The organism is Pseudomonas sp. NPDC089569 (assembly GCF_050280625.1).
In the GTDB taxonomy this organism is placed as follows: domain Bacteria; phylum Pseudomonadota; class Gammaproteobacteria; order Pseudomonadales; family Pseudomonadaceae; genus Aquipseudomonas.
This window is the reverse complement of the sequence record NZ_JBNNVQ010000065.1, coordinates 1-22,874: the sequence shown is the minus strand read 5'-3', so window position 1 is coordinate 22,874 and position 22,874 is coordinate 1. Positions and strand designations below refer to the sequence as shown.

The 22,874-nt window shown below is 63.3% G+C and carries 17 protein-coding genes; 13 read left to right on the top strand and 4 right to left on the bottom strand.

The genetic code is table 11. The annotated features are described in order from the left end of the window. Positions 1 to 202: 202 nt before the first annotated feature. Together ACQKP2_RS21760 and ACQKP2_RS21755 are read right to left on the bottom strand one after the other, a co-directional pair. Positions 203 to 1,477, bottom strand: a complete 1,275-nt coding sequence (locus ACQKP2_RS21760; RefSeq protein WP_427579333.1) for a glucarate dehydratase family protein — start codon at positions 1,475 to 1,477, stop codon at positions 203 to 205. Continuing rightward, positions 1,474 to 2,865: an MFS transporter gene (locus ACQKP2_RS21755; protein WP_427579331.1), complete on the bottom strand. Its 1,392-nt coding sequence runs from the start codon at positions 2,863 to 2,865 to the stop codon at positions 1,474 to 1,476. The genes ACQKP2_RS21760 and ACQKP2_RS21755 overlap by 4 nt, the downstream gene beginning before the upstream one ends. A 130-nt stretch (positions 2,866 to 2,995) precedes the next feature. Here ACQKP2_RS21755 and ACQKP2_RS21750 point away from each other — a divergent pair, with 130 nt between their 5' ends. Next, the gene (locus ACQKP2_RS21750) at positions 2,996 to 3,898 is read left to right on the top strand and encodes a LysR family transcriptional regulator (RefSeq protein WP_427579329.1); all 903 of its coding nucleotides are present in this window, start codon (positions 2,996 to 2,998) and stop codon (positions 3,896 to 3,898) included. A 416-nt stretch (positions 3,899 to 4,314) separates the two neighbouring features. After that, the gene (locus ACQKP2_RS21745; protein ID WP_427579328.1) at positions 4,315 to 8,430 is read left to right on the top strand and encodes a molybdopterin-dependent oxidoreductase; all 4,116 of its coding nucleotides are present in this window, start codon (positions 4,315 to 4,317) and stop codon (positions 8,428 to 8,430) included. Positions 8,431 to 9,110: 680 nt separating this feature from the next. Here ACQKP2_RS21745 and ACQKP2_RS21740 read toward each other — a convergent pair. Beyond that, positions 9,111 to 9,776: a M24 family metallopeptidase gene (locus tag ACQKP2_RS21740; RefSeq protein ID WP_427579326.1), complete on the bottom strand. Its 666-nt coding sequence runs from the start codon at positions 9,774 to 9,776 to the stop codon at positions 9,111 to 9,113. Positions 9,777 to 9,863: 87 nt separating this feature from the next. Then, positions 9,864 to 10,640, bottom strand: a complete 777-nt coding sequence (locus ACQKP2_RS21735; RefSeq protein WP_427579324.1) for a DNA-binding transcriptional regulator — start codon at positions 10,638 to 10,640, stop codon at positions 9,864 to 9,866. Positions 10,641 to 10,775: 135 nt separating this feature from the next. Between ACQKP2_RS21735 and ACQKP2_RS21730 the strand changes: the two genes are divergently transcribed. From ACQKP2_RS21730 to ACQKP2_RS21680, 11 genes are all read left to right on the top strand, one after another. After that, positions 10,776 to 12,434 (top strand): bifunctional 3-(3-hydroxy-phenyl)propionate/3-hydroxycinnamic acid hydroxylase, encoded by a 1,659-nt coding sequence (locus ACQKP2_RS21730; protein WP_427579323.1) that lies wholly within the window; start codon positions 10,776 to 10,778, stop codon positions 12,432 to 12,434. Between the two features lies 1 nt (position 12,435). Beyond that, entirely contained in the window at positions 12,436 to 13,389 is a 954-nt protein-coding gene (gene mhpB / locus ACQKP2_RS21725; protein WP_427579321.1) for a 3-carboxyethylcatechol 2,3-dioxygenase, read from the top strand. 42 nt (positions 13,390 to 13,431) lie between these two features. Next, positions 13,432 to 14,295: an alpha/beta fold hydrolase gene (locus ACQKP2_RS21720; protein WP_427579320.1), complete on the top strand. Its 864-nt coding sequence runs from the start codon at positions 13,432 to 13,434 to the stop codon at positions 14,293 to 14,295. Between the two features lie 14 nt (positions 14,296 to 14,309). Next, positions 14,310 to 15,098 carry a 2-keto-4-pentenoate hydratase gene (gene mhpD / locus ACQKP2_RS21715; protein ID WP_427579318.1) on the top strand — a complete coding sequence of 263 codons (789 nt, stop codon included), beginning with the start codon at positions 14,310 to 14,312 and terminating at the stop codon, positions 15,096 to 15,098. A gap of 12 nt (positions 15,099 to 15,110) precedes the next feature. After that, entirely contained in the window at positions 15,111 to 16,046 is a 936-nt protein-coding gene (locus ACQKP2_RS21710) for an acetaldehyde dehydrogenase (acetylating) (protein ID WP_427579317.1), read from the top strand. A 10-nt stretch (positions 16,047 to 16,056) separates the two neighbouring features. Further along, positions 16,057 to 17,067, top strand: coding sequence for a 4-hydroxy-2-oxovalerate aldolase (gene dmpG / locus ACQKP2_RS21705; RefSeq protein WP_427579315.1), 1,011 nt, complete (start codon positions 16,057 to 16,059; stop codon positions 17,065 to 17,067). A gap of 130 nt (positions 17,068 to 17,197) precedes the next feature. Then, positions 17,198 to 18,403, top strand: a complete 1,206-nt coding sequence (gene mhpT / locus ACQKP2_RS21700) for a 3-(3-hydroxy-phenyl)propionate transporter MhpT (RefSeq protein WP_427579313.1) — start codon at positions 17,198 to 17,200, stop codon at positions 18,401 to 18,403. Between the two features lie 84 nt (positions 18,404 to 18,487). Continuing rightward, complete coding sequence (locus tag ACQKP2_RS21695; protein ID WP_427579311.1) at positions 18,488 to 19,759, top strand: OprD family porin; 1,272 nt, start codon at positions 18,488 to 18,490, stop codon at positions 19,757 to 19,759. 198 nt (positions 19,760 to 19,957) lie between these two features. Next, positions 19,958 to 20,584 (top strand): hypothetical protein, encoded by a 627-nt coding sequence (locus ACQKP2_RS21690; RefSeq protein ID WP_427579309.1) that lies wholly within the window; start codon positions 19,958 to 19,960, stop codon positions 20,582 to 20,584. A 143-nt stretch (positions 20,585 to 20,727) separates the two neighbouring features. Then, positions 20,728 to 21,381 carry a helix-turn-helix transcriptional regulator gene (locus ACQKP2_RS21685; RefSeq protein WP_427579307.1) on the top strand — a complete coding sequence of 218 codons (654 nt, stop codon included), beginning with the start codon at positions 20,728 to 20,730 and terminating at the stop codon, positions 21,379 to 21,381. 155 nt (positions 21,382 to 21,536) lie between these two features. Then, the gene (locus ACQKP2_RS21680; RefSeq protein WP_427579305.1) at positions 21,537 to 22,397 is read left to right on the top strand and encodes a CAP domain-containing protein; all 861 of its coding nucleotides are present in this window, start codon (positions 21,537 to 21,539) and stop codon (positions 22,395 to 22,397) included. The last annotated feature ends 477 nt before the right edge of the window (positions 22,398 to 22,874 follow it).

The window sequence follows — 22,874 nt, the reverse complement described above, 5'->3', positions numbered from 1 at the left end:
CCTGTAGGAGCGAGCACGCTCGCGATGGAGGCCCAGACACCGCGGGAATCCAGACAGCCCACGTCATCGTTGACGACCATCGCGAGCCTGCTCGCTCCTACAGAAATCGGGTCGGGAGCGCGCCCCAGGCAAAAAAAGTCCGGGCAAGCGCGACCACGCTTCCCGGACCAAAGGTTGCTACATGCTCTTCAAAACCCTGCCATCAGAATCGCGGCTTCACCGCCTTCCACTCCGGCTTGTAACGTTGCATCTGCCGGACGTCGTCGCGCTGGCGAATGCCGCAGGTCAGGTACTGGTCGTGCAGCTTGCCCAACTGGTCGTGGTCCAGTTCCAGGCCCAGCCCCGGAGCGCGGGTGATTTTCACGCAACCATCGACGATGGGCAGCTTGCCCCCCTTGATCACCTCTTCGTCCGGTTCCTGCCACGGATAATGGGTGTCGCAGGCGTAATCGAGATTGGGCACCGAGGCTGCGACATGGGCCATGGCCATCAGGCTGATGCCCAGGTGTGAGTTCGAGTGCATGGACACGCCAAGACCGAAGGTCTGGCACATCCTGGCCAGCACCTGGGTGTCGCGCAGGCCGCCCCAGTAATGGTGGTCGGCGAGCACGATCTGCACGCTGTCCTGCGCCACGCTGCGACGCAACTCATCGAAATCGGTGACCACCATATTGGTCGCCAGTGGCAACCCGGTGCGCTTATGCAGCTCGGCCATGCCGTCCAGGCCCGGTGTCGGGTCTTCGTAATATTGCAGGTCATCGCCCAGCAGTTCGGCCATGCGGATCGAGGTTTCCAGCGACCAGTTGCCGTTCGGGTCGATGCGCAGCGGGTAGCCGGGGAACGCTTTCTTCAACGCCTTGATGCACGACACTTCATGCTCCGGCGGCAAGGTGCCGGCCTTGAGCTTGATGCTCTTGAAACCGTAGGCCTCGATCATCCGCCGCGCCTGGGCGACGATCTGCTCTTCGTTGAGCGCCTCGCCCCAGCTGTCCGGCTTGTAGGGTGAATCGACGTGCTGCGCATACTTGAAGAACAGATAAGCGCTGAACGGAATCTCATCGCGAATCGCCCCGCCCAGCAAGTCGACCAACGGTACGTTCAGGTAATGCGCCTGCAAGTCGAGAAACGCCACTTCGAACGCCGAGTAGGCATTGCTGACCGCTTTGCTGGCGTGAGAACCGGGCGCCAGTTCCGCACCGGCCAGGCTCGCCGGTTTGTGCGCCGCCACGGTCGCCTGGACGATGGCGCGCAACTGGTTGAGGTTGAACGGGTCAAGGCCGATCAACTGACTTTGCAGTTGCTGCTGGATCGCCAGCGCCGGCGCGTCGCCGTAACTTTCGCCCAGGCCGATGTAGCCATTGTCGCTTTCGATCTCGATGATCGAGCGCAGCGCGAAGGGTTCGTGAATGCCGCTGGCATTGAGCAAGGGCGGATCCCGGAAGGCGATGGGGGTGACGGTGACTCGTGTGATTTTCAAGAGGCTGCTCCCGTTGGATCGGATTTCAGTGCTGGATGGTTATGAGGCTTTTTTGCGCGGGCCTCCCCTGCCGGCTCGCTGGTCAGCGAAGGCTGGGCGCGCGGTGCAGTGCGGGCGAAGAAAATCACGATGGCGGCCACCAGCGAAGTCAACGCCAACCCGTACAGGCCGCCCTCGATGGAGCCAGTGGTCTGCTCCAGAAAACCGAAGGCCGTCGGGGCCACGAACCCGCCGAGATTGCCGATGGAGTTGATCAGCGCAATCACCGCCGCAGCGATACGCGCATCGAGATAGCCTTGCGGGATCGGCCAGAACAAGGCCGAAGCGGCCTTGAAACCGATGGCGGCGAAACAGATGGCGACGAAGGCGAAGACCGGGCCGCCGGTGGTGGACATGAACATGCCGATCGAGGCGATCACCAGCGTCACCGCCACCCAGGCCTGCTGGAATTTCCACTTGCTGGCCAGCGCGGCGAAGCCGTACATCGCAACGATGGAGATGATCCACGGAATCGAATTGAACAGGCCGACCTGGAAATCGCCGAGGTTGCCCATTTTCTTGATCATGCTCGGCAACCAGAACGTGGCGCCGTAAATGGTCAGGGCGATGGAGAAGTAGATGAAGCAGAACAGCAGGATCTGCCGGTCGGCCAGCAATTTGAAGATCGACGGCTTGACCGTGCGGGTGGCTTCGCGCGCCTGTTGTTCCTCGGCAATGGCGGTGGTCAACGCGGACTTTTCCTCATCGCTCAGCCATTTCGCTTGCCGTGGGTGCGATTGCAGCCAGAACCAGACAAAACCGCAGAGCACGATGGAGGCAAAGCCCTCGATCAGGAACATCCACTGCCAGCCGTGCAGGCTCAAACCATTGATGTGCAGCAATGCACCGGACACCGGACCGGAGATCACCGAGGCGATGGCCGAGCCGCTGAGGAAAATCGCCATGGCCTTGCCGCGCTCGCTCGCCGGTAGCCATTGAGTGAAGTAATAAATGATGCCGGGAAAGAAACCGGCTTCGGCGGCGCCGAGGATGAAGCGCAGCAGATAGAAACTGGTCTCGCCGCGCACAAAGGCCATCGCCATGGCGGCGGCGCCCCAGGTGAACATGATGCGCGTCAGCCAGGCTCGCGCGCCGTAGCGTTGCAGCAGCATGTTGGACGGCACTTCGAAGATCGCGTAACCGACGAAGAACAGGCCGGCGCCCAGGCCATAGGCGGCCGCACCAATGCCCAGGTCGGTCTCCATGTGGCTGCGCACGAAGCCAATGTTGACCCGGTCGATATAGTTGACGATGAACATGATCACGAACAGCGGCAGGACGTGGCGCTTGACCTTGGCGGCAGCGCGGGCGAGCACGTTCGGGTCGGGTGGACTCTGGTGGGTTTTCAAGGGGCGACTCCCGATCATTGTTTTTTTAGGGATAGCTTCAGGGGCTGCTTGAGCCATGGACCGATCATGGACGCCGACATTGATCCCGTCTAATCTAACTTGGCATTCGATTGATACCCGGATTAGATCAATGTTCGAACTGACTCAACTGCGCTGCTTTACCACCGTGGCCACCGAGCTGAATTTCCGTCGCGCCGCCGAACGCCTCAACATGACCCAGCCACCGCTGAGTCGGCAGATTCAGTTGCTGGAGCATCACCTGGGGGTCGAGCTGTTCACCCGCAGCACCCGCAGCGTCGCCCTCACTGCCGCGGGTCGGGCCTTCTTCATCGAGGCACAAAACCTGCTGGAACGCGCCCAGCAAGCCGCCGTGACGGCAAGGCGCTTTGCCGAGGGCGACATCGGTTCGGTGAACATCAGTTTTGTCGGCAGCGCGGTGTACGAGTTCCTGCCCAAAGTCATCGCCGAGGCGCGACTGACGCAGCCCCACGTCAAGATCGACCTGACGGAAATGAACACCTACCAGCAACACGAGGCCCTGCGCGCCCGTCGCATCGACCTGGGCATCACCCGCGCGCCCCTGCTGGAGCCCGGTTACTCCACCGAATGCCTGGTGCGCGAACCCTTCGTGCTGGCGGTACCCAGTTCGCATCCGTTGGCCACCGCTGCCACCGTCTCGGTCCAGGACCTCGACGCCCAACCCTTTCTGATGTACTCCCATGCCGCCTACCCGCCGTTCAACGAATTGCTGACCGGTATGTTGCGCTCGGCCCGCGTCGCCCCGGACTACGTGCAATGGCTCGGTTCATCCCTGACCATCCTCGCCCTGGTCAACGCGGCGATGGGCCTGGCCCTGGTGCCCCGCTGCGCCACCAGCGTGGTGTTCAGGAACGTGGTGTTTCGCGACATCGATCTGGGTGAAGGGGTGCAAAGCGAACTGCACCTGATCTGGCGCGAGAACAATGACAACCCGGCCTTCGCCATGTTGCTGGAAGGCATCCGGCGCGCGGTCCGCGAGGGTTGGGGCGCGTAGCACACAGAGCCCTTGCGCAACACAGATTCCCTGTAGGAGCGAGCAAGCTCGCGATGGAGGCCCGAACACCGCGGGCATCCAGACAGCTCACGTCATCGTTGACGACCATCGTCGGAACGCCGCCCGGAGCCTGCTCGCTCCTACAAGAATCACGCCTTGGGCTGGTGCACCTCGCCCCGCGTCGCAATAAAAAAGTGCATGGGTCGGTCGAGCCTTGACCGCCCGAGCCCCCGCAAACCCCGCAGGCTGCTCCTTGCAGGTTGTGGCCCGCTGTTTGCAAATCCCTGATACGCAGTCAACGCAGATTGCACCTATACGACAAAGGCGCCGTGTAGCCCCCGTTTCGACGGAGGGCCGCATGGCGCCTTTTACGTTTGTGGGCCGGCCGGGTGCCGGCAGCGTTTCGAGGAATGAGGATGGCAGACAACACCGTACGCAGCGTATGCCCCTATTGTGGCGTGGGCTGCGGCATCGTCATGCAGGTCGAGGGCAACCGGGTGATCAAGGTCACCGGCGACAAGACCCATCCGACCAACTTTGGCCGGCTCTGCACCAAGGGCACGACTTGCGGACAGGCCATCGCCGAATCCGGCCGGATGGAGCACGCCTACCTGCGCCAGGCCCGCGACCATGACCCGGCGCGGGTCGCGATGGACAAGGCCATCCTCGAAACGGCCGGCAGGCTGCGCGGCATACTCGATCGCCATGGGCCGGATGCGCTGTCGTTCTACGTGTCGGGACAGATGTCGCTGGAAGCCCAGTACCTGATCAACAAACTGGCCAAGGGCTTTGTCCGCACGCCCAACATCGAATCCAACTCGCGTCTGTGCATGGCCAGCGCCGGCAGCGGTTACAAGCTCTCGCTCGGTGCCGACGGGCCGCCCGGCGCCTATCAGGATTTCGATCACGCGGACCTGTTCTTCGTCATCGGCGCCAACATGGCTGACTGCCATCCGATTCTGTTCCTGCGCATGATGGACCGGGTCAAGGCCGGCGCCCGGCTGATCGTGGTCGACCCGCGACGCAGCGCCACGGCGGAAAAGGCCGGGCTGTTCCTGCAAATCCGCCCCGGTACCGACCTGGCACTGCTCAATGGCTTGCTGCACCTGCTGGTGAAAAACGGCCATACCGACCCGGCCTTCATCGCCTCGTTCACCGAAGGCTGGGACGCCATGCCGGAATTCCTCGACGATTATTCGCCGCCCAGGGTGGCGCACATCACTGGCCTTGCCGAAGCGGACATTCGCCAGGCCGCCCAATGGATCGGCGAAGCGGCCGAGTGGATGAGTTGCTGGACCATGGGGCTCAACCAGAGCACCCACGGCACCTGGAACACCAACGCCCTGTGCAACCTGCACCTGGCCACCGGCGCGATCTGCCGGCCGGGCAGCGGGCCGTTTTCCCTGACCGGGCAACCCAATGCCATGGGCGGTCGCGAAATGGGCTACATGGGCCCCGGCCTGCCCGGCCAGCGTTCGGTGCTGGTGGACGCCGACCGGGCCTTTATCGAGGATCTGTGGAGCATCCCCCGCGACAGCCTGCCGCGTACCAGCGGCGCGGGCACCGTGGCGATGTTCGAGCAAATGGCGGCGGGCCGGATCAAGGCCTGCTGGATCATCTGCACCAACCCGGTGGCGTCGGTGCCCAACCGCCGCACGGTGATCGAGGGTTTGCAGGCCGCCGAACTGGTCATCACCCAGGACGCCTACCTCGACACCGAGACCAACCGCTACGCCGACATCCTGCTGCCCGGTGCGCTGTGGGCCGAGGCCGAAGGGGTGATGATCAATTCCGAGCGCAACCTGACGCTGATGCAAAAAGCCGTGGACGCCCCCGGCGAAGCGCTGGCCGACTGGCAGATCATCGCCAGGGTGGCCTGCGCCATGGGTTTTGCCGGAGCCTTCACCTACGGTTCTGCGGCCGAGGTGTTCGAGGAGATCAAGCGCGCCTGGAATCCGAAGACTGGCTATGACATCCGCGGCGCCAGTCATGCGCGCCTGCGGGAGAAACCGCTGCAATGGCCATGCGCCGAACATGATCTTGAAGACCGCCATCCGATTCGCTATCTCAACAACGGTCTGAGTCAGACGCTGAAGGTCGATGCCGATGGCAGCCGCCCGGCGCTCGCCTTTGCCACCGAGCACGGCAAGGGCATCTTCTTCGCGCGTCCACACCTGCCACCGGCGGAAATGCCCGATAAAACCTTTCCCCTTGTGCTCAACACCGGACGCCTGCAACACCAGTGGCACACCCTGACCAAGACCGGCAAGGTTGCGACCCTGAACAAGCTCAATCCCGGGCCGTTCGTTGAGATTCATCCGGACGACGCCGCCACATTCGGCATTCGCGACAAGGACCTGGTCGAAGTGAGTTCCGTGCGTGGTCGCGCCGTACTGCCGGCCGTGGTGACGGACCGGGTGCGCCCCGGCAACTGTTTTGCGCCCTTTCACTGGAATGATGTCTTCGGTGAAAACCTGGCGATCAATGCGGTGACCCACGACGCGGTCGACCCGATTTCGCTGCAACCGGAATTGAAGTTCTGCGCCGTCGCCCTGCAAAGGGTCGAGCTGATCGAACATCAGTTCCTCGAAGTGCCCGGACCTGCGGCCAACGAGCTGCACCCGGTTTGCCCCATTCCCACCGCCTGCCCCTCTCAAGAGGAACCCGCCATGTCGTGTATCGAGGCCTTTGCCGATCTCGTCGGCGTCAGTCGCCTGCCCTCTCCATCCCTCAATGATCAGGAGCGCCTGTACCTCGCCGGTTTCGTCAGTGGCCTGCAATCCACGGCGGGCCGGCAAGCGGTGGGCGTGCCCGTCCTGCCCGCCAACGCGCCCCTGGCCAGCGACACGCGGTTATGGCTCGACGGTGTGCTGGGTGGCTTGTTCAGCCGGGTCGAGACCACCACACCGGCGTTGGGCAACAGCACTGAACCGGTCAACGTCAAACCGGCCGTGACCTTGTTGTGGGCCTCGCAAACCGGGAATGCCGAAACGCTGGCCGAGCGATTTGCCGGTCGTTTACGCGAGGGTGGTATCAGCGTGGAGTTGAGCGCGATGGCGGATTTCCCGCCGGAAAGACTCGCCGGCACGCAAAACCTGGCCCTGATCAGCAGCACCTTCGGCGACGGCGATGCACCGGACAATGGCGAGGGTTTCTGGCAAACCCTGAGCAGTACCCAGACACGCCTGGAGTCCCTGCGCTTTGCCGTGCTGGCCCTGGGCGATGCCAATTACGACCAGTTCTGCCGGCACGGCAAACAACTCGACCGACGCCTTGAAGAGCTCGGTGCGACGCGGTTGCTGGAGCGGGTCGATTGCGACACGGAGTTCGAGGCGCGAGCCGATCAATGGCTGAGCGAGTTGCTGTTGTCGTTGCAACCGCAAACGGCAAAGCCCACCGCGCTCGCCACGGCCAGTCCGGTCTCGACACCGGACAAGGCCAACCCTTACGCCTCCCGATTGCTGAGCAACCTGCACCTCAACAGCCAGAGCGCCAACAAAGAGACCCGCCTGTTTTCCCTGGCGCTGGACGATTCCGGGCTCCGTTACGAGGCCGGCGATGCCCTTGGCGTGTGGCCACGCAACTGCCCGGAGCTGGTCAGTGAGATGCTGGCATTGACAGGGCTGGCTGGCGATGCATCGGTCAATGTCGACAAGGTCGGCGAGCTGCCCTTGCGGCAGGCATTGGCCGAACACTTTGAAATCGCCCGCCCCGGCAGCGAGACGTTGGCCTTCATTGCGGAGCGCTCGCGCAATCCGGCGTTGAAACAACTGCTGGGCAGTGAACGCAAGGCTGAACTGAAAGAATGGTTATGGGGCCGGCAACTGGCGGACGTGTTGCAAGAATTTCCGGTGGACTGTTCTGCCCCTGAATTACTGGGCACCCTCAAGCGCCTGCAACCGCGCCTGTACTCGATTTCTTCGAGCCCCAAGGCGCATCCGCAAGAGGTTCACCTGACCGTGGCCGCTGTGCGCTATGGCAAGCGCAAGGGCGTGTCCTCGACCTTCCTCGCCGACCGGGCCGGGGACATCGACGTGCCGGTGTTCGTGCAACAGTCCAGGCACTTTCGGGCACCGGCCGACGGCAACGTGCCGATGATCATGATCGGCCCCGGTACGGGTGTGGCACCGTTTCGCGCCTTCCTGCAGGAACGCCGCGCACGGGGCGACCTGGGCAGGAACTGGCTGTTCTTTGGTGAGCAACACGCTGAAAGCGACTTCTACTATCGCGACGAATTGCAAGGCATGCAGCGCGATGGCCTGCTGACGCAATTGAGCCTGGCGTTTTCCCGTGATCAGGCACAGAAGATCTACGTGCAGGATCGCATCCGCGAACAAGGGGCCGAGCTGTGGCGCTGGCTGCAGGAAGGTGCGCAGTTGTACATCTGCGGCGATGCCACCCGGATGGCCAGGGATGTCGACCAGACCCTGCGCCGAATCGCCCAGGATCATGGCGGACTGTGCACCGAAGGCGCGGCGGACTACTGGCGGCAGATGAGTGAGCAGAAGCGTTATCTGCGGGATGTTTACTGACGATGGGGCGCATCATGCAGTGCCTTCGAAAACGCCTTTGCCGGTAGGAGCCAGGCTTGCCGGCGAAGGCGGACCCAACGTCATGCAGCGCCGTCGAAAACGCCTTCGCCTGTAGGAGCGAGGCTTGCCCGCGAAGGCGAACCCGACGTCATGCAGCGCCTTGGAAAACGCCTTCGCCGGCAAGCCTGGCTCCTACGAAATTGGCGGCGCCACGAAATATCGGTGTTGCACGGCTCTGTGGGAGCTGGCTTGCCAGCGATGGCGGCTTCGCGTCGTGCAGCGCCATCGAAAACGCCTTCGCCTGTAGGAGCGAGGCTTGCCCGCGAAGGCGACCTCAAGTCATGCGGTGAATTCGAAAACGCCTTCGCCGGCAAGCCTGGCTCCTACGGAACTGGGGGGCGCCCAAACAACAGGCATGTGCCGCGACCCTGTGGGAGCTGGCTTGCCAGCGATGGCGGCCCGACGTCATGCAGCGCCCTCAAAAACGCCTTCGCTGTAGGAGCCAGGCTTGCCAGCGATGGCGGCCCGACGTCATGCAGCGATATAAAATACGCCTTCGCTTGTAGGAGCGAGGCTTGCCCGCGAAGGCGGCCTCAAATCATGCGGTGAATTCGAAAACGCCTTCGCCGGCAAGCCCGGCTCCTACGGATTCGAAGGGGGGGCGCCCACAAAGTTTGGGCTCAAATCAACAGGTCTTCATAGAACGCGCCAAATGGACGCTCGGGGTGGGCCAGCTGGATTTCCAGAATCCACAGGCCGGTATTCGGGTATTGGTCCAGAGCGCCAAGATCGCCACCGCGGTGAATCGAGTGAGGAAAATCGCTGACCCGGTGGCCCTTGATATCGAGGTTGAGTTTCCAGCCCATGGCATCGGCCTGGGCGGCTGCATAGTCATACAGCGCCACACCGGTCACCCGCTCGCTGCGCCAGAAGCTTTCGACCCGGTCGAACAGTTCCCTGGCCGCTGCGGCGCAGGCAATCATCTGTGGATCGGTGCCGGTGGTGAAAGTCGCGCCGGCATCCCCCTCATGTCCTTGCCACACAACCCCCATGTCGATGAAGAAAATATCGTCGGTGCCCAGTTGCGGATCGCCGTCGGAACGCTGCTTGAAGGTCTTGAGGGTGTTGGCGCCGAAGCGAACCAGCAGCGGATGCCAGATCCGGTCCATGCCCAGCTCCGCCAGAATCTCCTTGCCGCGCAACTGCGCCTCGGACTCGCGCATGCCGGGAACAATGACCCCGGCAATCCGTTCGATAGCTTTCCAGGTCATCTGCTGTGCGTGACGCATCGATTCCAGTACATACCGCTCGCCTACCGCTTCTTTGCCGCTCAAGACCGTGCTCATCATTCATTCCCTGTGTAAGAAGGTGAAGGCTTTACGCTATATAGATTTGTATATTGCGATATCCATCGGCAAAGATACAGCGCCGGGTTACTGCAACTGCGCCTGGATCTTCTGCACCACCCCTTGCATCGCCGGCAAATAGCGACGTGCGGCTTCTTCCACCGACATCGCCTTGGCGATGTACACCAGGTTCAGGCACCCCATGACCCGGGCTTGATGGGTAATCGGGATGGCAATGGCAGCGATCTTGCGCTCCTGCCCCCAGTGCGAATTGTTCTCACCGTAGCCTCTGCCAAGGGTGTGCTCGACCAGGCGTTCGACAAAACGGCGATCGGCGGCCAGGGCCGATTGTTCGTCCTCGCGGGCGATCATCAGCTCGATCAGTTCTTCGCGCTCGGCGGGCGGACAGTAGGCAAAGTACGCGCGGCCCGTGGCGGTCATCAGCAAGGGCAGGCGCCGGCCAACCATGGAGCGGTGAAACGACAGGCGGCTGAAGCGATGAGTGGTCTCGCGGATCACCATCGCGTCGCCGTCCAGGGTGCACAGGTCAGTGGGCCAGACCACCTCCTGCAACAGCTCGCCGAGCAAGGGCGCGGCAATCGAGGAGATCCATTGTTCGTCACGAAATCCTTCGCTCAATTCGCGCACTTTCATCGTCAGTCGATAACTGTCATCCGACTCGCTGCGACGCACGTAACCCTCGGCCTGCAAGGTTTCCAGCAAGCGTCGCACCGTGGTGCGATGCAGGCCGCTCTGCTCGGCCAATTGCGCCGTGCTGGCCCCGCCGTCGAAGCGGTTCAAGCCGTTGATCAGGGCCAGGCCGCGCATCAGGCCGCGTACGGACTTGTATTCTGTCTCGCTCATTGATCACTCCAATTTCGTTGTAAATCAACGATGTGCACTCAGTGCACACTAGCAAGGGTTGTCGTTGTCCACCAGCCCGACGATTTCCATACTGCGCCCCAACAAGAAATCCAAAAGCGCTGTACGGAGAACCCCATGAGTCTTGTCCCCACTCCCGCAACCGTGGAACTGACCACCGACGTCGCCATTGTCGGCGCCGGCCCTGTCGGCCTGATGATCGCCAACTACCTGGGTCAGTGTGGCGTGAAAGTCACCCTGGTGGAAAAACTCGACAGCCTGATCGACTATCCCCGCGCCATCGGTCTGGACGACGAAAGCCTGCGCACCTTTCAGGCCGTCGGCCTGGCCGAAGCCGTGCTGCCCCACACCACACCCTGGCACGCCATGCGCTTCCTGACGCCCAAGGGTCGCTGCTTTGCCGACATCCAGCCAAAGACCGACGAGTTCGGCTGGTCGCGGCGCAATGCATTCATTCAACCCCTGGCCGACCGTGTACTGTTCGACGGCTTGCAGCGCTTCGACAACGTCAAGGTGCTGTTCAGCCGCGAGCTCGAAAGCTTCGAGCAGAGCGATAGCGCGGTAGTGCTCAACCTCAAGGACAAGAACGGTCGCGGCGAACGCCTGCAGGCCCGTTACCTGATCGGTTGCGACGGCGGCAACAGCCTGGTGCGGCGCAGCCTGGACATCAGTTTCGAGGGCAAGACCGCGCCGAATCAGTGGATCGTGGTCGACATCGCCAACGACCCGCTGAGCACGCCCCACGTCTACCTGTGCTGCGACCCGGTGCGGCCTTATGTGTCCGCCGCCCTGCCCCATGGCGTGCGCCGTTTCGAGTTCATGGTCATGCCCGGCGAAACCGAGGCCGAGCTGAGCAAACCGCACAACATGCGCAAACTGCTCGGCAAGGTGCTGCCCAACCCCGACAACATCGAACTGATCCGCAGCCGCGTCTATACCCACAACGCGCGCCTGGCCGGCCGTTTCCGTCAGGGACGCGTGCTGCTGGCCGGCGATGCCGCGCACATCATGCCGGTGTGGCAAGGCCAGGGTTACAACAGCGGCATGCGCGACGCTTCGAACCTGGCGTGGAAGTTGTCGCTGGTGATCAAGGGCCTGGCGGCCGACAGCCTGCTCGACAGCTATGAGCAGGAACGTCGCGACCACGCCAAGGCCATGATCGATCTGTCGGTGCTGGCCGGCCATGTGCTGGCGCCGCCAAGACGCTGGCACGGCACCCTGCGCGACGGTGTGTCCTGGCTGCTCAACTACGTGCCGCCAGTCAAACGTTACTTCCTGGAAATGCGCTTCAAGCCGATGCCGCAGTACACCCAGGGTGCGCTGATCGTGCCGCAGGAAAAGTCCTCCCCCGTGGGCAAGATGTTCATTCAGCCACAGGTACTGACCGAGGCCGGCGAACACGTGCTGCTCGACGAAGTGATCGGCAAGAACTTCGCCATCATCGCCTGGGGCTGCGACCCGACCTGGGGCCTGAGCGACGCTCAGGTCGAGCAATGGAAAGCCTTGGGCACACGCTTCATTCAGGTGTTGCCGGATGTCCAGCTGCGGGCCGCCAGCGACGCAGCCGCCGAAGTCATTCGTGTCGGTGACAGCACCGGCCGGATCCGCGAATGGTTCGCCCAGGGCACTGCGTCCATTGCCCTGGTGCGTCCGGACCGCTTCCTCGCCGCACTCGCCATTCCGCAAACCGTCGGCCAGGCCTGCGACCAATTGGCCGTGGCGATCAAGGCGCTGCCACACACCGCCGCGACCGTCGTCGCCAGCAAGGTGGCTTGAGATGAGCGCCTATCTGCACTGCCTGTCGCACACCCCGCTGGTGGGTTATGTCGACCCTGCGCCCGAGGTGCTGGCCGAGGTCGATGCGGCCATCGCCGAGGCCCGTGAGCGCATCGCCCGTTTCAACCCCGAGTTGATCGTGCTGTTCGGCCCGGACCACTACAACGGCTTCTTTTACGACGTGATGCCGGCGTTCTGCATCGGCATGGCGGCGGACGCCATCGGCGATTTCGGCACCGCCGCCGGTGCCCTCGATGTGCCCAAACCGCTGGCCGAGGCCTGTGCCCAATCGGTTCTGGATGCCGGCGTCGATACTGCCGTGTCCTACCGCATGCAGGTCGACCACGCCTTCGCCCAGCCATTGGAGCTGTTGCTCGGCGGCCTGCAAGGCTGCCCGGTGATACCGGTGTTCATCAACTCGGTGGCCGTGCCCCTGCCCGGCTTCAAGCGCGCCCGCCTGCTCGGCGAAGCCATTGGTCATTGGGCCAGATCGCTGAACAAGCGGGTGCTGTTCCTCGCCTCCGGTGGCCTGTCGCACCAGCCGCCGGTACCGGAGCTGGCCACGGTCGATGCGCGCATGGCCGATCGCCTGATGGGCAGCGGGCGGCAGTTGCCGGCCGATGAGCGCCAGGCGCGGCAAAACCGCGTCATCCAGGCCGCGCGGGATTTCGTCGAAGACCAGAACAGCCTGCACCCGCTCAACCCTGAGTGGGACCGGGGCTTTCTCGACACCCTCGAACAGGGCCGCCTGAGCGATCTCGATGCGCTGGGCAACGACGAGCTTTCGGCGCTGGCCGGCAAGTCCACCCACGAAGTGAAAACCTGGGTCGCCGCCTTCGCCGCGCTGTCCGCCTTCGGTCCTTACCAGGCCGAAGGCCGCTACTACCGCCCGATTCCCGAGTGGATCGCAGGCTTCGGCGCCCTGGGTGCGCTGCCCCTGAACAACAGCCACTGAACACCAGCCACTGAACAACAACCACAAATGCCAGGAACCGCCATGACTGCCCCTGCGTTCACCGAAGCTTCCACCAGCCGCTTTGCCCGTATCAAGGAAGGCGACCTGGACCTGCAACTGCATTACAACGATGTCGGCCAAGGTACAGAGACCGTGGTCATGCTCCACGGCTCCGGTCCCGGCGCCAGCGGCTGGGCCAACTTCCACCGCAATATCGAGCCGCTGGTCGACGCCGGTTACCGCGTGATCCTGATGGACTGCCCGGGCTGGAGCAAAAGCGACCCGATCGTCTGCGACGGCTCGCGCTCGGACCTCAACGCCCGCGCGCTCAAAGGCCTGCTGGACGTGCTGGACCTGGACCGCGTGCACATCATCGGCAACTCCATGGGTGGCCACAGCACCGTGGCCTTCGCCCTGTCGTACCCGCAGCGCATCGGCAAACTGATTCTGATGGGCGGCGGCACCGGCGGCCCGAGCGCTTTCGTGCCGCAGCCGACCGAAGGCATCAAGCTGATCGGCGCGCTGTACCGCGAGCCGACCATCGAGAACCTGAAGAAGATGATGAACGTCTTCGTTTTCGATGCCAGCAGCATGACCGACGAACTGTTCCAGACCCGCCTGGACAACATCCTGGCGCGCCGCGATCACCTGGAAAACTTCGTCAAGAGCAGCACCTTGAACCCCAAGCAATTCCCGGACTTCAGTCACCGCCTGCACGAAATCAAGGCACAAACCCTGATCGTCTGGGGCCGCGAAGACCGCTTCGTGCCCATGGACACCGGCCTGCGTCTGCTGGCTGGTCTACCCGACGCCCAGTTGCATGTGTTCAACCGTTGCGGTCACTGGGCCCAGTGGGAACACGCCGAGACCTACAACCGCCTGGTCCTGGACTTCCTGACCCATTGATGCGCGAGGCCGACATGAACCCGACTCAAGACACCCTGGAACAACTGGCCGCCGACCTGCGTCGGGCCGAAGCCCACAGCGAGGCCATCGCCCCTTTGCGCGAGCAGATCGGTGAAGACAACGCTCAAGCCGCCTACACCATTCAGCGCCTCAACGTCGCCCACGCCGTGGGGGCCGGCCGCCGCGTGGTCGGTCGCAAGATCGGCCTGACCAACCCGAAAGTGCAGCAACAGCTGGGCGTCGACCAGCCGGACTTCGGCACCCTGTTCGCCGACATGTGCTACGGCGACAACGAAAGCGTTCCGACAGACCGGGTGCTGCAACCGAAGATCGAAGCCGAAATCGCGCTGATCCTGGCCCACGACCTGCCGCGCGCCGACACCACGTTCGCCGATGTCATGGCGGCGGTGGGCGGGGTCGCGCCGGCACTGGAAATCGTCGGTAGCCGCGTCCAGGGCTGGAACATCCGCTTCGTCGATACCGTCGCCGACAACGCCTCCAGCGGTTGCTTCGTGCTCGGCGGCCCGGTGCGCCGGCTCGAGGGCCTGGACCTGCGCGCGGCCGCCATGCGCATGACCCGCAATGGCGAACAGGTCTCCACCGGCAGTGGTGCCGAATGCCTGGGTCACCCGCTCAATGCCGCCGTCTGGCTGGCGCGCACCATGGCACGCCTGGGCGATCCGCTGCGCGCCGGCGACATCATTCTGACCGGCGCACTCGGGCCGATGGTCGCGGTGGCCGCTGGCGATCGTTTTGAAGCCGAGATCGAAGGCATTGGCCGCGTCGCTGTCGACTTTGCATAAGAGGCAAACACCATGAAAAAGCTCAAAGTCGCCATCATCGGCTCCGGCAACATCGGCACCGATCTGATGATCAAGATCCTGCGCAACGCCAAACACCTGGAAATGGCCGTGATGGTCGGCATCGACCCGGCCTCCGATGGCCTGGCCCGCGCCCAGCGCATGGGCGTGGCCATCACCCATGAAGGCGTCGAAGGCCTGAGTTGCATGGAGGTGTTCCAGGACATCGATTTCGTCTTCGATGCCACCTCCGCAGGCGCCCACGTGAAGAACGATGCGTTCCTGCGCGCGATCAAACCCGGCATCCGCCTGATCGACCTGACCCCGGCGGCCATCGGCCCCTACTGCGTGCCGGTGGTGAACCTGGAGCAGAACCTCGACCAGCTCAACGTCAACATGGTCACCTGCGGTGGCCAGGCGACCATCCCGATGGTTGCCGCCGTTTCGCGCGTGGCCAAGGTGCATTACGCCGAGATCGTCGCGTCGATTGCCAGCAAGTCGGCCGGCCCCGGTACCCGCGCCAACATCGATGAGTTCACCGAGACCACCTCCCAGGCCATCGAAGTGATCGGCGGCGCGGGCAAGGGCAAGGCGATCATCGTGATGAACCCGGCCGAACCGCCGTTGATGATGCGCGACACGGTGTTCGTGCTGTCCGAGGCCACCGATCAATCGCAGGTCGAAGCCTCGATCATCGAGATGGCCGTGGCGGTCCAGGCCTATGTGCCGGGCTATCGCCTCAAACAGCACGTGCAGTTCGACGTCATCCCCGAAGACGCGCCGCTGAACATTCCCGGCCTGGGCAAATTCTCCGGCCTGAAAACCTCGGTGTTCCTCGAAGTCGAAGGCGCCGCCCATTACCTGCCGGCCTACGCCGGCAACCTCGACATCATGACCTCCGCTGCCTTGGCCACCGCCGAGCGCATGGCGCAGTCGATGCAACAGGCCTGAGGAGACCGACATGAACGGCAAGAAACTCTACATCTCCGACGTCACCCTGCGCGACGGCAGCCACGCAGTGCGCCACCAGTACTCGCTGCAGAACGTGCAGGACATCGCCCGCGCGCTGGACAAGGCCCGCGTCGATGCCATCGAAGTGGCCCACGGCGATGGCCTGCAAGGGTCGAGCTTCAACTACGGCTTCGCCGCCCACACCGATCTGGAATGGATCGAAGCCGCCGCCGACGTGATCAGCCACGCGAAAATCACCACGCTGTTGCTGCCCGGCATCGGCACGGTGCATGACCTCAAGGCAGCCTACAACGCCGGGGCCCGGGTGGTGCGCATCGCTACCCATTGCACCGAGGCCGATGTGTCGAAACAGCACATCGAATACGCGCGCGAACTGGGCATGGACACCGTGGGCTTTCTGATGATGAGCCACATGATCCCCGCCGAGCAGCTGGCCGCCCAGGCCAAATTGATGGAAAGCTACGGCGCCACCTGCGTGTACATGGCCGACTCCGGCGGTGCGATGAACATGCAGGACGTGCGTGATCGCTTCCGTGCGTTCAAGGCTGTCTTGAAGCCCGAAACCGAAACCGGCATGCACGCCCATCACAACCTGTCGCTGGGCGTGGCCAACTCGATCACCGCGGTCGAGGAAGGCTGCGACCGCATCGATGCCAGCCTCGCCGGCATGGGCGCCGGTGCCGGCAACGCGCCGCTGGAAGTGTTCATCGCTGCCGCCGACCGCCTGGGCTGGAACCACGGCACCGACCTGTACACCCTGCTCGATGCCGCCGATGACATCGTGCGACCACTGCAGGACCGGCCGGTGCGGGTCGACCGCGAGACCCTGGCGCTGGGCTATGCCGGCGTTTACTCAAGCTTCCTGCGCCATGCCGAAATCGCCGCGGCCAGGTACGGCCTCAAGACCCTCGACATCCTGGTCGAGCTGGGCAAGCGGCGCATGGTCGGCGGCCAGGAAGACATGATCGTCGACGTGGCGCTGGACCTGCTCAAACGCTGACCCCACACCCTCCCCCTCCCTTGTAGGAGCCAGGCTTGCCGGCGAACAGCGATCTCAAGGACGCCTTCGCCGGCAAGCCTGGCTCCTACGGGGGTCGTAACGAATAACAACAATAAAACGGGTATCGCCCATGACATCGCTGAACGTGACAACACCGCTCTTTCTGGCGCGGACCATCGGTCTGTGCTTCCTCGTCGCCCTGATGGAAGGTCTTGACCTGCAAGCCTCGGGGATCGCCGCCCAGGGAATGGCGGCTGCATTCCAACTGGACAAATTGCACATGGGCTGGGTCTTCAGTGCCGGGATTTTCGGTTTGCTGCCCGGTGCATTCCTCGGTGGCCTGCTGGCCGACCGCATCGGTCGCAAACGCGTGCTGATGGCTTCGGTGGCCCTGTTCGGGCTGTTCTCGCTGGTGACGGCCATGGCCTGGGACTTCAACAGTCTGATGGTCGCCCGCTGCCTGACCGGTGTGGGACTGGGCGCCGCCCTGCCCAACCTGATCGCGCTGACCAGCGAAGTCGCCGGTCCGCGTTTGCGCGGCAGCGCCGTGAGCCTGATGTACTGCGGCGTGCCCCTGGGTGCGGCGCTGGCGGCCAGCATCGGCATTGCCGAACTGGCCGGTGGCTGGCAGGTGGTGTTCTATGTCGGCGGCGTGGTGCCGCTGTTGATCGTGCCGCTGCTGGGGCTTTATCTGCCGGAGTCGGCGCAGTTTCGCGACGCCCGTGAGAGCGCGCCTGTCGGTGTCGTGCGAGGGCTGTTCCGTGAAGGCGCGGCGCTGCCGACCCTGATGATCTGGGTCAGCTACTTCTTCACCCTGATGGTGGTGTACATCCTGATCAACTGGCTGCCCAGCCTCTTGGTTGGCCAAGGCTTCAGCGGTCGCCAGGCCAGTTGGGTGATGTTGGCGCTGCAGTTCGGTGCGGCGTTCGGCACCTTGTTGCTCGGTTGGGTGATGGACCGCTTGCCGGCCTGGGCGCTGGCGGCGCTGATCTATGTCGGCATTCTCGCTTCGCTGACCGCGCTGGGCCTGGCCAGCCAGTGGGAGAGCATGCTGGCGGCCGGTTTTGTTGCCGGTTTTTTCGCCACCGGCGGGCAATGTGTGCTGTATGCCCTGGCCCCGCATTTCTATCGCCCCTCGATACGCGCCACGGGTGTCGGCAGCGCGGTCGCCATCGGCCGCCTGGGCGCCATGAGCGGCCCGTTGGTAGCCGGCAAGATGCTCGCGCTGGGCACCGGGACCACCGGCGTGATGATGGCTTCAGCACCGGGCATCGTCATCGCTGCGCTGGCGATGTTCTACCTGTCGGTGCGACGCAACGGTTACGCGGCCGACTGAAGTTTGCCGGCTGACAACTGATCCGTAACACCCCGCGCCGCGACGGCGCGGGCTCACTCCAACAACAATAAAGTGAACACTGCCATGCTCTTGAATTCTCATGGGGCGCTCAGCGCCTGCGCCTGCGTTTTAGTCACCGGCCAGGCTTGCGCCAGCGGATTTGTCGACGACAGTCACGCCGATCTGGTGATGCGCAACTACTACTTCGATCGCAACTACGTGAATGCAACGCCCCAGGCCGCGGCCCGCGAATGGGCGCAGGGCTTCATCCTCAACCTGCGCTCGGGCTACACCGAAGGCCCGGTCGGCTTCGGCCTGGATGCCCAGGGACTGCTCGGCGTAAAGCTGGACTCTTCGCCGGATCGCACCGGCACCGGCCTGCTGCCGTACAACCCCGTCACCCGGGAACCTGCCAGCGAATATTCGGAACTGGGCCTGACCGCCAAGGCCCGTGTATCGAAAAGCGAGCTGCAAGTGGGCACCATCAGCACCTTCCTGCCGATTGCCTTTGCCAGCCCGACGCGCCTGCTGCCGCAGACCTTTCGTGGCACGTACCTCAAGTCCCAGGACATCGACAACCTGACCCTGCATGCCGGTTGGCTGGATCGCATCAACCTGCGCGACTCCACCGACTACCAGAAAATGACGGTGGCCTCGCCCAACGGTCGCTTCAACGGTGCCGCCGAATCCGACCGCTTTACTTTCCTGGGTGGCGACTATGCCTGGTCGCCGCAACTGACGCTCAAGTACTACCATGCCGAGCTGGCCGACCTGTACCGCAAGGACTTCTATGGCTTTGTCGACAATCGCCCGGTCGGCCCCGGCAGCCTGAAAAGCGATTTCCGTTTGTTCGTTACCGGCGAAGACGGCGCGGCCAAGGCCGGGCCGGTGGACAACCGCAACGCTGCGCTGATGCTGACCTACAGCCTGGGCGCCCACAAATTCGGCGCCGGCTACATGCAACTGACCGGCAAGACCGCCATGCCTTACCTGTTCGGCACCGAACCGCTGGTGATCACCGAAGGCACCCTGAGTTCCGAATTCCTCAACCCCAAGGAGCGCAGCTGGCAGGTGCGCTATGACTACAACTTCGTCGCCATGGGCCTGCCGGGGCTCAACGGCGTATTGCGCTACGTGAGCGGCGACAACATCGAGTTGCCCAAACTGGGCGGCTCGAACCTTAAGGAAAGCGAAAAGGACGTCGAACTGAACTACGTGCTGCAAGGGACGCCGCTCAAGGGCCTGGCCTTTCGTGTACGCAACGCCTGGTACCGCAACGACTTCGCCCCGCAGGCCAGCCACCGCGATGACAACGAACTACGGGTGAATGTCGATTACACATGGAAGCTGTGGTGATGAAAAACCTGTAGGAGCGAGCAAGCTCGCGATGGAGGTCCAGCCACCGCGGGCATCCAGACACCCCTCGTTATCGTTGACGACCATCGCGAGCGTGCTCGCTCCTGCAGAAGTGCCGTTTATCCGGGAATTAATAAAAACATATTTTTATGCCTATATTGATATTGTCGAATGTTCCCATCACACGAGGGTGCCGTCATGAATATCAAGATATGGGCTCTGCTCCTGCTGGCCTTCTGCGCACAACCGGTCTGGAGCCAAACGCCTGCCGCAACGCCCGCCGCCGACAGTCCGGCGCTGACCACGCGCCTGGCGCTGCGTGACCTGTGGGTCGAGCATATTTTCTGGATCCGGAACTACGCGCTGGCCAACCAGTCCGCCGACCATCAGCAAGCCAAGGTGGCGGCCGATCAGGTGGTCGACAACGCAACGAAAATCGCCAACAGCATCGCACCGTTGTACGGTCAGCCGGCCGCCGATCAACTGCTCAAGTTGCTCGCCGGCCATTGGGGCGCGGTGAAACACTACAGCGATGCCACCGTCGCCAAGGACGCCAAGGGCAAACAGGCCGCCGTGACGGAGCTGACCAGCAATGCCAAGGCCATTGCGGCGTTTCTGGCCGGTGCCAACCCCAACCTGCCGGAAGCGACGCTGGTGAATATGCTGGCGGCCCATGGTGGCCATCACATCGCCCAGATCGATGAGTTCGCCGCCCACGACTACGCGGGCGAGGCGCGCACCTGGCAGATGATGCGCACACATATCCTGGCGTTGGCCGACGCGTTGACCGGGGCGCTGGTCAAGCAATTTCCCGACAAGTTCTGACACAGTGTCGTTTACTGTAGGAGCGAGCAAGCTCGCGAAGAACGTCCAGACAACGCGTTGATTCAGGCAGCACGCGTAATCGTTGACGACCATCGCGAGCTTGCTCGCTCCTACAGGTTGATGGATTTCAGTGAGGGCACACCATGCTGGAAGGACTGGGCCGAACTCAGCAGGACTTGCTCAATGCCTTGCTGCACCATGGGGGCGGCATGAGCATCGACGAGTTGGCCGAACACCTGGCGGTCACGCGTACGGCGATTCGCCAGCATCTGGCGGCGCTGGAGCGTGATGGCCTGGTGTTGCGCGGTGACACCCGGCCGACAGGACGCCGACCAGAGCAGTTGTACCAACTCACTGACCATGCCAAAGAGCAGTTCCCTCGCCAGTACCGGCTACTGGCCAGTGCGCTGATCGATGAAGTCGCCGACATCATCGGCCCCGAAGCACTGGCCACGCTGATGCGCAGCCTGGGTCGCAAACTGGCCGCGGACCGCGAGCGTCACGTGGTCGATGAAGCAAAGATTGTGCAGCACATGAATGAGGCCGGTTACGAGGCCGAGGTGTTCTTTCGTTCACCGGGGGATGCGCAAATCGTTGCGCATAACTGCGTGTTCCATCGTCTGGCCGAGGCCCATCCGGTGGTCTGTGAACTGGATCTGGCCCTGATCGGTGCATTGGGTGGCGCAGAGGTCGATCACACCGAATGCATGGTGCGCGGCGGCCATGTCTGCCGCTTCAAGCTGCGCCCGGTCGAACCCGAGCAAGTGGTTGAAACGGATAAGGATCAGGCGCGCTGACAGGCCGCGCAAACGGCCCTCTGATACGTCCGTCGGCTAGTCGGCGGTAACCGCAAATAAGCCCCCCTGGCCCGTGAACCTTGTTTCGAGGCGCCAGTCATAGAGCGGCGATTCCTGCTCCTGCCCAATCGTCGTCCTCTCATCAGAGTTGTCCCATGCGCCAAACCGCCCTCGCCTTGCGCTTCGTTTCGCTGTGCCTGCTGTCCTCGCTTCCCCTGATTGCCAGCCCCGCCCATGCCGGTGAAGAGCGGCAGCTGGTGGAGGCCATCAACGACTACCGTGCCCATCCCTCACATTGCAGCCGCCGTCCCGCCCAGCGTCTGGCGCCACTGGCGTTGAAATCGAACCTGGCGCTGCCGGTCGGTTATGGCGGCGGTCTGCGCGATCGCTTGAAGGCCTCCGGCTATCAGGCCGTGGCGGTCCGCAGCATTCGCGTCGTGGGTGCACAAGATGCCGAAGAGGCCTTTGACATGATGCAGGATGAGCACTGCGACGCATTGCTCGATAGCCAGTACGCCGACATTGGCGTCAGCCGCAGTCGCGGTGAATGGCAAGTGGTGTTGGCGCGACCGGTGCTGGACAGCCAGATGAGCGACTCGCGCAACGTCGGCAAGACCTTGCTGGCGCAGGTCAACGCCGCCCGGGCCAAACCGCGACTGTGCGGTCGCCAGCGTTTCGCCGCCGCGCGTCCCCTGAGCTGGAATGCCAGCCTCGGCGCCGCCGCGCAAGGCCACAGCAAAGCCATGGCCTATGGCAACTACTTCGCCCACCAGGACCCCGACGGCGACATGCCCTACGACCGGGCGCGAGCCGCCGGCTACCGGGGCCGACAAATCGGCGAAAACATCGCCGCCGGCCAGGGTTCGCCGAGCAAGGCGATGGCCGGATGGCTCGCCAGCCCCGGACATTGCGCCAACCTGATGAACCCGATATTCACCCAGGTCGGCGCCGCCTTCGCCACCGATGCACGCAGTGATGAAGGGGTTTATTGGACGATGTTGTTCGGGGCGCCTTGAAAGGCGTTTTCAATGGTGCTGCATGACGCAAGGCCGACTTCGCTGTAGGAGCCAGGCTTGCCGGCGAAGGCGTTTTCAATAGCGCTGCATGACTTGAGGACGCCTTCGCTGTAGGAGCCAGGCTTGCCGGCGAAGGCGTTTTCAATGGCACCGCATGGCTCGAGGCCGCCTTCGCTGTAGGAGCCAGGCTTGCCGGCGAAGGCATTTTCATTGACGCTGCATGACTTGAGGGCGCCTTCGCTGTAGGAGCCAGGCTTGCCGGCGAAGGCGTTTTCAATAGCGCTGCATGGCTCGAGGCCGCCTTCGCGGGCGAGCCTCGCTCCTACAGGCGAAGGCGTTTTCGAAGGCGCTGCATGACTTGAGGCCGCCTTCGCGGGCGAGCCTGAACTGGCCTAATGATTTTGGACACTTCAATCGGGCGCTATGATGGCGCCCAAATCTGAGGTGTTTGGCTATGCGTAAATCTTATTCCAGCGA

Coding starts and splice junctions, on each gene's coding strand:
- ACQKP2_RS21750 (WP_427579329.1), top strand. CDS start 2,996: ATGTTCGAACTGACTCAACTGCGCTGCTTTACCACCGTGGCCACCGAG.
- ACQKP2_RS21745 (WP_427579328.1), top strand. CDS start 4,315: ATGGCAGACAACACCGTACGCAGCGTATGCCCCTATTGTGGCGTGGGC.
- ACQKP2_RS21740 (WP_427579326.1), bottom strand. CDS start 9,776: ATGAGCACGGTCTTGAGCGGCAAAGAAGCGGTAGGCGAGCGGTATGTA.
- ACQKP2_RS21735 (WP_427579324.1), bottom strand. CDS start 10,640: ATGAGCGAGACAGAATACAAGTCCGTACGCGGCCTGATGCGCGGCCTG.
- ACQKP2_RS21730 (WP_427579323.1), top strand. CDS start 10,776: ATGAGTCTTGTCCCCACTCCCGCAACCGTGGAACTGACCACCGACGTC.
- mhpB (WP_427579321.1), top strand. CDS start 12,436: ATGAGCGCCTATCTGCACTGCCTGTCGCACACCCCGCTGGTGGGTTAT.
- ACQKP2_RS21720 (WP_427579320.1), top strand. CDS start 13,432: ATGACTGCCCCTGCGTTCACCGAAGCTTCCACCAGCCGCTTTGCCCGT.
- mhpD (WP_427579318.1), top strand. CDS start 14,310: ATGAACCCGACTCAAGACACCCTGGAACAACTGGCCGCCGACCTGCGT.
- ACQKP2_RS21710 (WP_427579317.1), top strand. CDS start 15,111: ATGAAAAAGCTCAAAGTCGCCATCATCGGCTCCGGCAACATCGGCACC.
- dmpG (WP_427579315.1), top strand. CDS start 16,057: ATGAACGGCAAGAAACTCTACATCTCCGACGTCACCCTGCGCGACGGC.
- mhpT (WP_427579313.1), top strand. CDS start 17,198: ATGACATCGCTGAACGTGACAACACCGCTCTTTCTGGCGCGGACCATC.
- ACQKP2_RS21695 (WP_427579311.1), top strand. CDS start 18,488: ATGCTCTTGAATTCTCATGGGGCGCTCAGCGCCTGCGCCTGCGTTTTA.
- ACQKP2_RS21690 (WP_427579309.1), top strand. CDS start 19,958: ATGAATATCAAGATATGGGCTCTGCTCCTGCTGGCCTTCTGCGCACAA.
- ACQKP2_RS21685 (WP_427579307.1), top strand. CDS start 20,728: ATGCTGGAAGGACTGGGCCGAACTCAGCAGGACTTGCTCAATGCCTTG.
- ACQKP2_RS21680 (WP_427579305.1), top strand. CDS start 21,537: ATGCGCCAAACCGCCCTCGCCTTGCGCTTCGTTTCGCTGTGCCTGCTG.